General features: G+C 42.8%; 14 protein-coding genes. 2 read left to right on the forward strand and 12 right to left on the reverse strand.

Annotated elements, in window-relative coordinates:
- The 10 genes from tmk to yceD form a co-directional block, all read right to left on the reverse strand.
- Window positions 1-630 carry a dTMP kinase gene (gene tmk, locus BGP78_RS01570; protein ID WP_119859763.1) on the reverse strand — a complete coding sequence of 210 codons (630 nt, stop codon included), beginning with the start codon at window positions 628-630 and terminating at the stop codon, window positions 1-3.
- Complete coding sequence (mltG, locus tag BGP78_RS01575; RefSeq protein WP_119859764.1) at window positions 620-1,606, reverse strand: endolytic transglycosylase MltG; 987 nt, start codon at window positions 1,604-1,606, stop codon at window positions 620-622. Before mltG ends, tmk begins: the two co-directional genes overlap by 11 nt.
- Window positions 1,603-2,391 carry an aminodeoxychorismate lyase gene (gene pabC / locus BGP78_RS01580; protein WP_119859765.1) on the reverse strand — a complete coding sequence of 263 codons (789 nt, stop codon included), beginning with the start codon at window positions 2,389-2,391 and terminating at the stop codon, window positions 1,603-1,605. The genes mltG and pabC overlap by 4 nt, the downstream gene beginning before the upstream one ends.
- A gap of 61 nt (window positions 2,392-2,452) precedes the next feature.
- On the reverse strand, window positions 2,453-3,691 hold the full coding sequence (fabF, locus tag BGP78_RS01585; protein WP_119859766.1) for a beta-ketoacyl-ACP synthase II: 1,239 nt from the start codon (window positions 3,689-3,691) through the stop codon (window positions 2,453-2,455).
- Window positions 3,692-3,776: 85 nt separating this feature from the next.
- Entirely contained in the window at window positions 3,777-4,013 is a 237-nt protein-coding gene (acpP, locus tag BGP78_RS01590) for an acyl carrier protein (RefSeq protein WP_010364517.1), read from the reverse strand.
- A gap of 218 nt (window positions 4,014-4,231) precedes the next feature.
- Window positions 4,232-4,978 (reverse strand): 3-oxoacyl-ACP reductase FabG, encoded by a 747-nt coding sequence (gene fabG / locus BGP78_RS01595; protein ID WP_119859767.1) that lies wholly within the window; start codon window positions 4,976-4,978, stop codon window positions 4,232-4,234.
- A 13-nt stretch (window positions 4,979-4,991) separates the two neighbouring features.
- Entirely contained in the window at window positions 4,992-5,918 is a 927-nt protein-coding gene (gene fabD / locus BGP78_RS01600; RefSeq protein WP_119859768.1) for an ACP S-malonyltransferase, read from the reverse strand.
- Window positions 5,919-5,971: 53 nt separating this feature from the next.
- Entirely contained in the window at window positions 5,972-7,024 is a 1,053-nt protein-coding gene (plsX, locus tag BGP78_RS01605) for a phosphate acyltransferase PlsX (protein ID WP_119859769.1), read from the reverse strand.
- An 11-nt stretch (window positions 7,025-7,035) separates the two neighbouring features.
- Window positions 7,036-7,206, reverse strand: coding sequence for a 50S ribosomal protein L32 (rpmF, locus tag BGP78_RS01610; RefSeq protein WP_010364512.1), 171 nt, complete (start codon window positions 7,204-7,206; stop codon window positions 7,036-7,038).
- 10 nt (window positions 7,207-7,216) lie between these two features.
- Entirely contained in the window at window positions 7,217-7,741 is a 525-nt protein-coding gene (gene yceD / locus BGP78_RS01615) for a 23S rRNA accumulation protein YceD (RefSeq protein WP_119859770.1), read from the reverse strand.
- A 119-nt stretch (window positions 7,742-7,860) separates the two neighbouring features.
- Here yceD and BGP78_RS01620 point away from each other — a divergent pair, with 119 nt between their 5' ends.
- Window positions 7,861-8,460 (forward strand): nucleoside triphosphate pyrophosphatase, encoded by a 600-nt coding sequence (locus BGP78_RS01620; RefSeq protein WP_119859771.1) that lies wholly within the window; start codon window positions 7,861-7,863, stop codon window positions 8,458-8,460.
- Here the strand turns inward: BGP78_RS01620 and BGP78_RS01625 are convergent.
- Both BGP78_RS01625 and rluC read right to left on the reverse strand, forming a co-directional pair.
- Window positions 8,437-9,081, reverse strand: coding sequence for an HAD-IA family hydrolase (locus BGP78_RS01625; protein WP_119859772.1), 645 nt, complete (start codon window positions 9,079-9,081; stop codon window positions 8,437-8,439). The genes BGP78_RS01620 and BGP78_RS01625 overlap by 24 nt on opposite strands.
- Before the next feature lie 4 nt (window positions 9,082-9,085).
- Window positions 9,086-10,036 (reverse strand): 23S rRNA pseudouridine(955/2504/2580) synthase RluC, encoded by a 951-nt coding sequence (gene rluC, locus BGP78_RS01630; protein WP_010364504.1) that lies wholly within the window; start codon window positions 10,034-10,036, stop codon window positions 9,086-9,088.
- A 514-nt stretch (window positions 10,037-10,550) separates the two neighbouring features.
- On the opposite strand from rluC, the gene rne reads away from it, so the two are divergent.
- Complete coding sequence (gene rne / locus BGP78_RS01635) at window positions 10,551-13,727, forward strand: ribonuclease E (RefSeq protein ID WP_119859773.1); 3,177 nt, start codon at window positions 10,551-10,553, stop codon at window positions 13,725-13,727.
- Window positions 13,728-13,999: the final 272 nt, after the last annotated feature.

The following is a 13,999-nucleotide window of genomic DNA, read 5'->3' on the forward strand; positions in this document are numbered from 1 at the left end:
TTATGCTTTCACACTAAGATAAAAAGTGTGTAGCGCTGCGACAATATCTTGATGTACGCACTCTATTGATTGTTCAGCATTGATAACAACACACTGTTCATTCGCATTCGCAAGCGTTAAATACCGCTCACGCGTGCGTTCAAAAAAGCTCAGCGCCTCACGCTCAATTCGGTCAAGTTCACCACGACCTTTAGCCCTAGCGAGTCCGACTTCCGGTCTAATATCTAAATAAAGCGTCAAATCAGGCTTTAGCCCTTTCAATACGATGTCCGATAGTGCCGCTAACGTCTCCTGCGGTAGGCCCCGTCCCCCACCTTGATAAGCTTGTGAAGACATATCATGGCGGTCACCCAGTACCCACTTACCTTGGCTAAGCGCTGGCGTAATTACATTATGTAATAACTGCATACGTGCTGCATACATCAGCATAAGTTCTGTTTCTGGCGCTATATTTTCTTCATGCTGCTGTTTAATAAGATCTCGTAACGCTTCAGCTAATGGGGTACCACCTGGTTCACGTGTCTGAACAAAATCAATGGCTTTATCAGCTAAAAACTGCTGACATGCCTGCATTGCTGTAGATTTACCTGCGCCCTCAAGGCCCTCTATTACGATGAATTTAGCTGTCATTACGTCTCTTTAAAATATATTTTTGTACAGCGCGGTTGTGCGCTGTTAAATCTTTTGAAAATTGATGCTGGCCATTACCCTTAGCAACAAAATAAAAATAATCCGATGCTTCAGGGTTTAATGCTGCCCGAATCGCATCTTGCGAAGGCATAGCTATGGGAGTGGGCGGCAGACCTTTTATCCTATATGTATTATATGGCGTGTATTGTCGTAAGTCTTGGCGTTTTATATCCCCATCAAATTGCTCTCCGAGACCATAAATAACCGTAGGATCTGTCTGCAATCGCATTTTTGCATTTAACCTGTTTATAAAGACTGATGAGATCAACCCTCGCTCCGGTCCATATCCTGTTTCTTTTTCAATAATTGACGCTAATATTAATGCTTGATAGGGCGTACTTATCGGCAAGTTCTGCGCGCGACTATTCCACTCGACATCTAACACTTCATCCATTTTACTTTTTGCTCTATTAAGAAGTGATACCGCACTAGTCCCTGCAGTGTAAGCATATGTTTCTGGTAATAAATAACCCTCAGCAGAGCCATCTAGTCCGAGCTGTTCTGTGAGTGTTTCTAACTCAACATCATACGTAATATACCGACTTTCTTTCAACTTATTGAGTACCAGTCTAAGTTGCTCACCCTCAATAATGGTAAAGAAAAACTGCTGTTGCTGGCCTTCATTTATTTTCTCAATAGCAGCAAGTACTGTTAAGTCGCTGATATCGTAAACGCCCACTTTCAATGTGACCTTCTCAGGGAATAGTTTAGCGTAGAATTTATAGGGAACGCAGGATACTAAATACTGTTCATTTTGCCATGCTCGACATAGCTGGTTAAACCCGGTGCCTGGCTTCACATGAAATAAGCTTTGTACATTATTAAGTGGTAGCGACTTAAACTTAGCGACTTGGTGTGTAAACAATATCGTTACGACAACGGTTAAAGCAATGACTACCAGAAAAAAATTTTTCAAGACTGTACCTTGTTATTCAGCTTTCTAATGGCACCAAACACGATGTCTAAATCATATGCTTTTTCACCCAATTGCGAAACAGGCATGCATTCCATTAGGCTATTACATACCACAACTGCATCCATCTCAAGTAGTTGCTCTAATTTAATTTGGGTGGGCTTGATCAAATTGTGCTGAGCTAAGTGCTTTAGATATACCCCTTCAATACCGCATTTATCTAACTTTGGCGTATAAAACTTTCCCTCTTTATAAACAATAATGTTTCCAACAGAAGTTTCTATAACATGGTTATCAATATCCATAACAACCACATCATCATCACTAAATTGCATCGCATCTTGTTTAATTAAAACTTGCTCTAATCTGTTTAATGTTTTTAAGCCAGCCAACAATGGTTGATGCCCTAACTGAATGTTACTGACCCCCAAGCACAAGCCTGTTTGGGAAAGTTGTGTATAATGCATTGGGAATTCGCTGACGGACACGGTCACCGTTGGTGTTACGTTTACTGGAGGGGTATAGCCTCGTCCTCCCACACCACGAGTAATAATGACCTTTAATACCGCTTGTTGGTGTATTTTTGCTACCTCAACACAATAGTCGGTGAGTTCTTGCCAATTAAATGCTGTAAACCCTAACCTTTGTTGGCATTGCTGCAATCGTTGTATGTGTAATGGCCATAATGCGAGTTGCCCCGCTTTGATTTGTACGGTCGTAAAAAAGCCATCCCCGTACTGCAGCCCTCGATCTTTGCAAGAGAGTGTGTCTGTCATTATTATATTCATCTAACACCTACAAAAAAGCCCGGCATTGCCAGGCTTTTAATTATTCCTTACTGACTAGATATTATACCTTTTTAAACAGTAAAGAACCATTGGTCCCACCGAAACCAAAAGAGTTACACAAAGCATACTCTAATTTTGCATCTCGTGCGGTGTGGGCAATGTAATCTAAATCACACCCTTCATCAGGGTTATCTAAGTTAATCGTTGGTGATACTTTTTGTTCTTGTAACGACAACGCAGTGATTATTGACTCTACAGAGCCAGCAGCACCCAATAAATGCCCCATCATAGATTTAGACGACCCAACCATCACTTTATCAGCAGCACTGCCAAATACAGATTTAACGGCCTGTGTTTCCGCTTTATCACCCGCATTGGTTGACGTGCCATGTGCGTTGATATAACCGATTTGATCAGCATTCACACCAGCATCATTTAATGCATTAACCATCGCTAATGCTGCACCAGAACCATCTTCTGGTGGCGAAGTCATGTGAAATGCATCACCACTCATGCCAAAACCCACTAGCTCTGAGTATATTTTAGCACCACGTGCTTTAGCATGTTCATACTCTTCAAGTACCATCACGCCAGCACCATCAGACAAAACAAAGCCATCACGGTCTCTGTCCCATGGTCTTGATGCCGCTTCAGGGTCATCATTGCGTGTAGATAATGCTCTCGCCGCACTAAAACCACCCATACCAATAGGGGTTGACGCTTTTTCAGCACCACCAGCTACCATAGCATCTGCATCGCCATACGCAATCATACGTGCGGCATGACCAATATTGTGTAGGCCAGTTGTACATGCTGTAACAATAGAAATGTTAGGACCACGAAGTCCGTGCATAATAGATAGATGACCCGAGATCATGTTAATGATGGTCGACGGCACGTAAAATGGTGACAATTTACGTGGACCACTGTTTAATAGCTTAACATGATTCTCTTCTATCAGTGTCAGTCCACCGATCCCAGAACCCACTGCAACCCCAATACGTGCTGCATTTTCGTCTGTGACCTCTAGACCAGAATCTTTAAAAGCTTGAATACCCGCTGCGATACCGTACTGGATAAATAAATCCATCTTCTTAGCATCTTTCTTTGGCATGAACTGTGTAACATCAAAGTCGTTCACCAACCCAGCGAATTTAGTTCCAAAGCTTGAAGTATCAAAATGAGTAATGTTTTCGATGCCACTACGGCCATCTAATAAACCCTGCCAGGTTGATGATACATCGTTACCTAGCGGCGTAAGCATACCTAAGCCAGTTACTACGACTCGACGTTTAGCCACGGTGACCTCCAAAAAAGGGATTATTATATTGTATGAGGGGATATAAAGACTAAGGGCAGCGAATGCTGCCCCTGTGATTAGTTACTTACTCTGCGTGAGCTGTAACGTAATCGATCGCTGCTTGAACAGTAGTAATTTTTTCTGCTTCTTCGTCAGGGATCTCAGTGTCGAACTCTTCTTCTAAAGCCATTACTAGTTCTACAGTGTCAAGAGAGTCAGCACCTAAGTCGTCTACAAAAGACGCTTCGTTTTTAACTTCTTCTTCTTTAACACCTAGTTGCTCAATAATGATTTTCGTTACGCGTTCTTGGATGTCGCTCATTCTTCTTTCCTTTATTTAAACGCATTTGCGTTATTTTCAGATTGCGGCGTAGTGTACGGCGCATAATACTGTGATTCAAGGATTTGCTCAGAATTTTTTATCTGGTCAAACCTGTTACCAAACATTTTGTTCTTTTATCGCCTATTTTGAGTGCGATTTCAAGACTGTTTGCAACACGATCACAAAAAATTAAACTTATTATTGCACTCAATAGTGCCTTAAACCATGTACATTGCACCATTTACATGCAATGTTTCACCAGAAACATACGCTGCAGCGTCAGATGCTAAATAACACACAGCTGCAGCAATCTCTTGCGGTTGACCTAAACGGCCAGCTGGCACGTTAGCAAGTGTTGCCGCTTTTTGCTCATCAGTTAATTCATCAGTCATATCAGTTTGGATGAAACCGGGTGCAACAACGTTAACGGTAATGCCACGAGAAGCAACTTCACGGGCTAAAGACTTAGTAAAGCCAATTACGCCTGCTTTTGCTGCGGCATAGTTTGCCTGACCCGCATTCCCCATTGTACCCACAACAGAACCTATATTGATAATACGACCAGATTTTTTCTTCATCATTGGGCGCAGTACTGCTTTTGATAACCGATAAACTGAGCTCAAGTTTGTGTCAATAATATCATCCCACTCGTTCTCTTTCATGCGCATTAAAAGGTTATCACGAGTAATACCTGCATTATTAACAAGTACATCAATGTCACCCAAATCTGCTTTAATCGCAGCGAGTGTATCAGCAATTGAGTCTGCATCAGTTACATTTAGCGCATACCCTTTTCCTTGCTCTCCAAGGTAAGTGCTGATCTTGTCAGCTCCTGACTCACTTGTTGCAGTTCCAGCAACAATTGCCCCTTGTGCGACCAACTCAGTTGCTACTGCTTTACCAATGCCACGGCTTGCACCAGTGACCAGGACGACTTTACCTTCTAATGAAAATAGATTACTCATATTCTTTCTCTAATTATTTTGCAGATTCGATAGTAGCTGTATCATTCACTGCGCTACATACCACTGATTTATCAATACGTTTAGCTAACCCAGTCAATACTTTACCTGGGCCAAATTCATATGCTTGGGTCACGCCCAATGCCGCTAACTTTTGGAATGTTTCAGTCCAACGAACAGGGCTATATAATTGACGAACTAACGCGTCTTTAATTTCTTTTTCTGAGCAAGAAACTGTTACATCAACATTGTTAATGACATCAACTTTAGCATCGTTAAATGCTAACTGCTCTAAATCTACCGTTAATTTATCTGCCGCTGGCTTCATTAAAGCGCAGTGTGAAGGAACACTCACAGATAAAGGCAATGCGCGTTTTGCACCCGCTTCTTTACACGCCTCTGATGCGCGAGCAACAGCTTCTTTATGACCTGCAATCACCACTTGACCAGGTGAATTGTAATTTACTGGTGATACAATCTGTTCTTGTGCACTTTGTGTGCACACATCTGCAATTATTGCATCGTCTAACCCAATTATTGCTGCCATCGAACCTGTCCCCGCGGGTACAGCTTCTTGCATATATAACCCACGCTTTTCAACTAACTTAACTGCTTCAGCCAAGCTGATCACTTCAGCACAAACTAGCGCAGAATATTCACCTAAGCTATGGCCTGCCATCACGACCTCGCAGTCAGGATTATTCGCACGCCACTGACGATAAATAGCAACACTTGCAGTTAAAAGAGCGGGTTGTGTACGGTGTGTTTGATTTAACTCTGATTCAGGCCCATTTAAAACCAATTCAGCTAAATTGTAACCCAAAGCATCAGAAGCCTCTGAGAAAGTCGCTTTAACTGTGTCTGATGTAGCAAGTAGTTCTGCAAGCATACCAACGGCTTGAGAGCCTTGCCCTGGAAATAAAAGTGCGATTTTTTGTGACATATTGTGCTCTTAAAATAGATAGTTGTGCCATTCCCGCTCAACACAACTACTTTTTAGTTTTCGAGCGAAGATGACGAATGTTCTGGTTTTGCTGTGATCTGTGCAAAAGTCGCTTGAATTTTCTCTGGAATACAGCGTTCTACTTCTCGTGAAGCTTCTTCAATTGCAGCAAGAAATGCTTTATTTGAGGCATTTCCATGGCTTTTCACAACAATACCCCGCAATCCTACCAGACTTGCGCCATTATACTGGTCGGGGTTCACACGTTTATACAGCTTTTTTATTATAGGGCGAAGTGCCAGTGCTAATAAACGGTAAAATACATGTTTTTTCAATGCTTTTGTAAACTTATACATGATAAGTTTTGCTATTCCTTCGCATGTCTTCAATGCAACGTTACCAACAAAACCCTCACAGACTATAACATCTGCTTTACCTGAAAACATATCGCTTCCCTCACAATACCCTTGGTAATTGATTTGAGGTGTCGCTTTCATCATCTGCGCTGCCTGCTTTATTGTGTCGTGGCCTTTAATTTCCTCCGATCCAATATTCAATAGGCAGACTTTCGGTTTATCAATGTTTTGTGCTTGCCCTGCAACAATTGAGCCCATGACTCCGAACTGGAACAACGTTTCAGCATCACAATGTACATTAGCGCCCAAGTCTAATAAATAAACCGGCTGTTTCTTTTCTGTTGGTACGGCTGAAATTAACGCAGGGCGTTTAATTCCCGGCAGCATTTTAAGGACATAATGTGCCATAAAGAACAATGCCCCCGTGTTACCTGCACTGACACATGCTTGTGCTTCACCTGATTTAACTAATTCTAAAGCAACTCGCATTGAAGATGATTTTTTATTTCTCAATGCCGAAGCAGGCTCACAGCTATTGGTCACAACTTCAGAGCAGTGCTTAATGATCAATCTAGGGTGATTTAACGAGTCGAGATCAGATAGGCGTTCGCGAATCAGTTTTTCGCTGCCACATAGGAGTAGAGTTAGGTTTGCGTGTTTATTTACCGCAGAAACTGCAGCAGGAATAGATGAACGGGGGCCGTAATCGCCCCCCATCATATCTAACGCTATGGTTAGATGAGTCAGCATCAAGCAATCTCTTATTTAGAAATTACTTGAACGCCTTTGTAGTAACCATCTGCAGTCACATGGTGACGACGATGAGTCTCGCCTGAAACCTGATCTACAGTTAAAGCTGGTCCACTGATCGCATCGTGTGAACGACGCATACCGCGTCTTGCGCGAGACTTTTTGCTTTTTTGTACTGCCATGAGCCTTCTCCTAAGAATCTTTCTTAAGTTGTTTTAAAATATCAAATGGATTTGGTTTACTCTCTTCTGCATCTATTTCTCCGAAGCTGGCTGGCTTCTCAGAATAAGAACAGTTAACTTCGTTATGAGTAGGTACTATTGGAATCGCTAAAATCAATTCATCTTCGATTAATTCTCGAAGATTAATTTCACCATCTTCATCCAATTCTACTATATCGTAGTTATCAGGAAGTTCGTCTGACTCTGCATCCGCCTTCACAGGAGAATACATAAAGTCTTGGACCAAATCCAACCCTAGTTCATCATTACAACGCTGACAAACAACAGTCAGATGCGTTTGGATAGAACCATACACAACTGTTAACCCTTGCTCATCATTTTTGCAATGAATTTGTACCGCTATTTCACCGCTTTGATCACGCACAACTTGCTCTAAACGAGAAAGTTCTTCGAGTTGAACAACACCATCATAACTGAGTTGGCGCTGAGCTGCTCTGCTTGGATCAAGAGTGACGGGAATTTTCACCTTTTGCATAGGGGCTGCATCATATAGATTGTTAGTATGTTAGTCAAAATAAATATCAAACTTTCCTTTGTTTTTCGCTTGATTGCGCCCTATCCTAGCAACAAGTTTACAATGACTTCAGAGTATTTATGAAAATCCCTCTTATTCTAGCCTCTAGTTCTGAATTTAGGCAGTCTATTTTAAAAAAAATCAACCTACCATTTTCATCTTTCAGTCCCGAAATTGATGAAACCGCGCGAGTCAATGAAACGCCTGAACAATTAGTCCTTCGTTTAGCAGAACAAAAAGCACGCACCGCCACAAAACACTATGCGCAAGGCCTCGTTATCGGTTCAGATCAGGTTGCTGTCCATCAAAACCAAATTTTAGGTAAACCCCATACAAAATCAAATGCAGTCGCGCAATTACAACTGTTTAGTGGGCAAAAAGTGACGTTTCTTACGGGACTATGCCTTTATAACATTGAACAAAATAAAAGCGTGTCGATTGTCGAACCGTTCCATGTTTACTTTCGCAACCTAAATAAAAATCAAATCTCTGCCTATTGCGACGCAGAACAACCCTATCAATGTGCAGGGAGCTTTAAAAGTGAGGGGTTAGGTATTTGCTTATTTGAAAAATTAGAAGGCAATGATCCAAATAGCCTCATCGGATTACCCTTGATCCAATTGACGCAAATGCTTTTAGACCAAGGAATCGATATATTAACTGAAAATAGTACTGCGTAACGCGTCATAGTCATCACACACTGTTAACGCGTTTGTTGCTGATAGCGCTAATGTATCAGCAGCCCCCCAACTCATTGCCACAGCATCTACCTTTGCATGCTTTGCCATTTGCATATCTAACAATGAATCACCCACCATAAGCGCTGAGCTTGCAGCGATCCCGAGTTCACTGAGGATCTGCTCAAGCATATCAGGAGCGGGCTTTGAGCTTGCTTCATCTGCCGTACGACTGGTAATAAAATACTGACTTAACCCAGATTCTTTAAGTACCCGATCAAGGCCCCTGCGACTTTTACCAGTAGCGACAGCCAATAACATTCCCTGAGTACGTAATTCCATCAGCAACTCAGCGGTCCCTTTAAACATCGCAGGCTCTAAAGTAGTATTGCTTTTATAGCTGGCTTGATAACCAGTAACTAGCTCAGGCCACATAGCTTTATGTTTGGGAAATAAAGTCGCAATAGCGACTTCCAATGAAAGCCCGATAACCGCAGCGGCATCCCCCGTCTTGGGCTCTGGTACTCCTACACGCAATGCCGCCTGTTTAAGGCAGTTGACAATTTTTGGTATGGAGTCCATTAATGTGCCATCCCAATCAAAAATTATCAGCTTATATTTCATAAGTTTAGCCTCGTAAAACCTTTAAGCAATTCTTTAGCGTTTTGTCCAATGGCGCTTCAACACGCAATGTGGTCTCCGTTTTAGGGTGGAAAAAGCGAATATCATGGGCATGCAAAAATAACCGGTTTAAGCCGAGTTTACGCATTTTACCGTCAAATACTTGATCTCCATACTTATCATCACAAGCAATAGGGTGCCCTTTACATTGAGTATGAACCCGTATTTGGTGAGTACGCCCCGTCACCGGAGAGGCTTGCACTAAAGTACAATCATCAAAGCGTTGCAACACTTTAAAACGAGTATGAGAGGCTTTGCCTTCCTCATGATCAACTCGTACAACACGTTCACCTGACTGCAACGTATTTTTTCGTAGCGGTTCAGTGACATTTTTTGTTTTTGATTGCCACTCTCCGGTTACTAACGCCCAGTAATTTTTCTCCATCGTTTTTTCACGCAACTGCTCGTGTAAACTTTTTAGGACCGAACGTCGCTTTGAAATCAATAAACAACCCGATGTATCTCGGTCTAAACGATGTACCAATTCCAAGCTTTTTTCATCCGGACGAAGTGCGCGCATTGCCTCAATTAAACCATAGCTTAAACCACTCCCACCATGCACCGCCATTCCTGAAGGTTTATTTATAACAATTAGATACTTATCTTCATAAATAATGGCATCCTCAAGCCCTGCAACCTTATCTAGATTTTTTGGTACAAATTCTTCTCTCTCAGCCACTTTAACTGGCGGAATACGTACTAAATCATCAACTTGGAGTCGATACACTGGTTTAACGCGTTTTTTATTAACTCGCACTTCCCCTTTGCGCAAAATTTTATAGATGGCGCTTTTTGGCACCCCCTTCAAATGCGTCAACAAGAAGTTATCTATTCGTTGACCATCTTGGTCTTCGTTAATAGTTACAAAGCTAACTTTTAGAGCCGGTTTTTCTGACATTGCCTAATCACTGATTTGAGTAATAATTTAGTTGCTATCACGAGTATATTAATGGGATAATCGGCCCGCAAATTTTTGCGAATTTGCTTTTTATCGCAAAAATCGACCGTGATGCACATCTTGGGTGCCAGATCATACAGATTGAAGCTTGGATCTCCAACGCTTTTTAGCCCCAATTAAAACACGTGCGTTTAGCCCACTGCGTTGCGCGTAATAGAACTCAGTGTGAATGCTAAGCATGGTAAGAAATAAAAAAGCAAAAAATAGAAGATATACGTCAGATTGTTTAGTAACGAGCCCTTTAGCCCGTGCAAACACCGAACGCAAATAGCGATGCTCGCAGGTGCCAGTAATATAATGGCGAAAAAAGCCAATAATAAGGCACTGTGAAGCCGGTACTACTGATTGTTCCCATTTCCCCAGTCGGGAGACTGTATTAAATACCTTGGAACGCTGAATGTAGGCTCGTGATATCAATCAGACTTAACTAAAAATTGAAATGTAGAGTAACAATATGAAACGTATGCTAATCAATGCTACGCAGCAAGAAGAAATGCGCGTCGCACTGGTTGACGGCCAACGCCTTTACGATCTAGATATCGAAAGCCCTGGTCACGAACAGAAAAAAGCAAATATATACAAGGGTAAAATTACCCGTATCGAACCATCTCTTGAAGCAGCCTTTGTTGATTATGGTGCTGAACGTCACGGTTTCCTTCCTTTAAAAGAAATAGCAAAAACCTACTTCCCTTCTGGATACACATTCAATGGTCGTCCAAATATCAAAGATGTGATCAGAGAAGGGCAAGAAGTCATCGTTCAAGTTGATAAAGAAGAACGAGGCCAAAAAGGTGCAGCGTTAACAACGTTTATTAGCGTCGCTGGTAGCTACTTGGTGCTCATGCCAAATAACCCTCGTGCCGGCGGTATTTCACGTCGCATCGAAGGGGACGAACGCATTGAATTAAAAGAATCCCTTAGCCGCCTTGATTTACCAAAAGGTATGGGCCTCATTGTTCGTACAGCAGGTGTAGGTAAATCTTTTGAAGAACTTGAATATGACTTGAAAGCGCTATTGGTGCACTGGCAAGCGATTCAAGAAGCAGCCGACAGTGGCAAAGCGCCGTTTTTAATCCATCAAGAAAGTAACGTGATATTCCGTGCTATTCGTGACTACTTACGTCGCGACATCGGTGAGATCTTGATTGATAAAGCGCGAGTCTTCGAAGAAGCAAAAGCACACATCGAGCGTTTTCGTCCCGACTTTATGAGCCGAGTGAAGTTATACCAAAACGATGTACCGTTATTCACGCATTACCAAATAGAAAGCCAAATAGAGTCTGCGTTTCAACGTGAAGTTCGTTTGCCTTCTGGCGGTTCAATTGTTATTGACCCTACTGAAGCACTTACCTCAATTGACATCAACTCTTCAAAAGCAACCAAAGGTGGTGACATTGAAGAGACTGCACTGAATACAAATTTAGAAGCAGCGGATGAAATTGCGCGTCAATTACGTTTGCGTGATTTAGGCGGCCTGATAGTCATTGACTTCATTGACATGACCCCTCCTCGTCACCAACGTGAAGTAGAAAATCGTTTAAAAGATGCGGTAAGACCAGACAGAGCTCGCGTGCAAATCGGTAAAATCTCACGCTTTGGTTTACTTGAGATGTCTCGTCAGCGTTTACGTCCAAGTCTTGGTGAAGCTAGTCAGCACTCTTGCCCTCGTTGTAATGGACAAGGTACCATTCGTTCAAACGAGTCAATTGCTCTGTCAATTTTGCGTTTAATCGAAGAAGAAGCGATTAAAGAAAATACTGCGCAAGTGAATGCTCAAGTACCAGTACGTGTAGGCGCTTACTTACTTAATGAGAAACGTAAGTCTGTTCACCGTATCGAAAAACGTCACAATTGTGACGTCGTGATCATTCCTAATCAGCACTTAGAAACCCCACATTACGAAGTTGTTCGTTTGCGTAAAGATGAAACGTCTGAAGCGGCAAGTTACGAACAAATGAGCGTGCCAGAGCCAGAGACAATTGAAGTTGCGCGCACGGTTACTGCAGTTAAAGAAGAGCCTGTTCTTAAAGGTGTTGTAATGCCTTCGGCACCTGCGCCTCAACCAGTTGCTGAAACGACAGAGAAACCAGCGAGTGCACCGGTAAGTGCAGAGCCAAGCTTACTTTCTCGTATTGGTACTTGGTTAAAGGGTTTATTCGATACTGAAGAGCCTGCTCCAGAACCTAAACCAGAGCCTAAGCCTGTTGATAAAAAGCCGCGTCGAAACAATGACAATCGCCGCCGCAATCAGCGCCGCCGAAACTCAGGTAAAAAACGTGATGAGCATGGCGATGCAGTAAACACTGAGCAAAACCAAACTGCTGTTACAAATACTGACAGTAATGAAAAACCTGAAGGTCGCAACAAGCGCCGCCGTCAGAATAACCGTAAACGCAACGACCAGCAAAAGCCGGAACATGACGTTGAATCAACGTCAAAAGATACGACAGAAGTTAAAGAGCCTAATACAAAACCACGTCGTCAGCGTAGAAATATGCGTAAAAAAGTCCGTGTTGTTGATGAATCTGTTGAGCAAACAGCAGATACAAACACAGTTCAAGCACAAGAGCCAATTCAACAGACTGAAAAGCCAGTTGAAAAGCCTACTAGGCAACGAACTCGTAAAGAAGCGCAAAGCACGCATGCGTCTGATCAAGCGGAAGTTGAAACTAAACAGCCTGAGACTCCAACATCCGATGCTCAACACCCTGTTGCACAAACAGCTGTAGCAACTGACACAGTAGTAGCTGATACAGTAACAGCTACGTCGCAAGACGACTCGGATAAAGATGCACCGAGAACGCGTTCAAGACGCTCACCTCGCCATTTGAGAGCTGCGGGCCAACGCCGCCGTAAGCCTGAAGTGAATGAGACAGCTGAAGAGCCAGCATTTGTTCCTGTTGCTGACCAGGCAGCTGCCGAATATGAGGCTCAGTTAAAAGCGACTGAAGAAGTTTCTCCATCTACTCCTGCGGTTGAAACGCCAGTTGTTGAAGCACCTGTAGTTGAAACGCCAGTTGTTGAAACGCCAGTGGTTGAAACGCCAGTGGTTGAAACGCCAGTTGTTGAAACGCCAGTTGTTGAAACGCCAGTTGTTGAAGCACCTGTAGTTGAAACGCCAGTTGTTGAAGCACCTGTAGTTGAAACGCCAGTGGTTGAAACGCCAGCTGTTGAAACGCCAGTGGTTGAAACACCAGCTGTTGAAACGCCAGTGGTTGAAGCACCAGCTGTTGAAACGCCAGTTGTTGAAACGCCAGTTGTTGAAACGCCAGTTGTTGAAGCACCAGTTGTTGAAGCACCAGTTGTTGAAGCACCAGTTGTTGAAGCACCAGTTGTTGAAGCACCTGTAGTTGAAACGCCAGTGGTTGAAGCACCAGTGGTTGAAGCTCCAAAGGTTAAAACACCTTTAGCTGCAACATCTACTGTCACATCACGTGTACGTTACAATAGAACAGCCTTTGCACCGATGAAAAAGGCCAGTAGTGTTGAAGATGGATCGTTAGCAATAACGCCATCAGCTATGCCACATGAAGCACGTGAGTTAGTCGCGAACTCAGGTCTTGCAGCCGGTTCTAAAGCACCAATGGGTAGAGCTAGCGCAGAAATGGCTTCTCCGCCACAAGCCGACTAAATATAGATTGGTATTTGACTTAAAAAGGCCGCAATTGCGGCCTTTTTTAATACATTCCCCCGTACTAGAGCGGTTAACGTATTCGTTGAATTAAGTATTGCAATAACAGACATCAAAAGTAGTGCCTACTCAAACACACTTTTTAGTCATACAATAAAGTAAATGCCCTCTCATTTTTGCACGCATCCTCGTTCAGAACAGCTCTAACATCACTCATGCTTTTTATGTCCAACAGCACGAGATTATAGCTGTGCTATCAAGTTATAAAATAC

This window comes from Pseudoalteromonas sp. MSK9-3, assembly GCF_003590335.1.
GTDB lineage: Bacteria > Pseudomonadota > Gammaproteobacteria > Enterobacterales > Alteromonadaceae > Pseudoalteromonas.

Excerpts from the sequence above, each read along its gene's own strand:
- acpP (WP_010364517.1), bottom strand. The coding sequence starts at position 4,013 with ATGAGCGACATCCAAGAACGCGTAACGAAAATCATTATTGAGCAACTA.
- fabG (WP_119859767.1), bottom strand. The coding sequence starts at position 4,978 with ATGAGTAATCTATTTTCATTAGAAGGTAAAGTCGTCCTGGTCACTGGT.
- BGP78_RS01620 (WP_119859771.1), top strand. The coding sequence starts at position 7,861 with ATGAAAATCCCTCTTATTCTAGCCTCTAGTTCTGAATTTAGGCAGTCT.
- tmk (WP_119859763.1), bottom strand. The coding sequence starts at position 630 with ATGACAGCTAAATTCATCGTAATAGAGGGCCTTGAGGGCGCAGGTAAA.
- rpmF (WP_010364512.1), bottom strand. The coding sequence starts at position 7,206 with ATGGCAGTACAAAAAAGCAAAAAGTCTCGCGCAAGACGCGGTATGCGT.
- BGP78_RS01625 (WP_119859772.1), bottom strand. The coding sequence starts at position 9,081 with ATGAAATATAAGCTGATAATTTTTGATTGGGATGGCACATTAATGGAC.
- plsX (WP_119859769.1), bottom strand. The coding sequence starts at position 7,024 with ATGCTGACTCATCTAACCATAGCGTTAGATATGATGGGGGGCGATTAC.
- rluC (WP_010364504.1), bottom strand. The coding sequence starts at position 10,036 with ATGTCAGAAAAACCGGCTCTAAAAGTTAGCTTTGTAACTATTAACGAA.
- fabD (WP_119859768.1), bottom strand. The coding sequence starts at position 5,918 with ATGTCACAAAAAATCGCACTTTTATTTCCAGGGCAAGGCTCTCAAGCC.
- rne (WP_119859773.1), top strand. The coding sequence starts at position 10,551 with ATGAAACGTATGCTAATCAATGCTACGCAGCAAGAAGAAATGCGCGTC.
- pabC (WP_119859765.1), bottom strand. The coding sequence starts at position 2,391 with ATGAATATAATAATGACAGACACACTCTCTTGCAAAGATCGAGGGCTG.
- yceD (WP_119859770.1), bottom strand. The coding sequence starts at position 7,741 with ATGCAAAAGGTGAAAATTCCCGTCACTCTTGATCCAAGCAGAGCAGCT.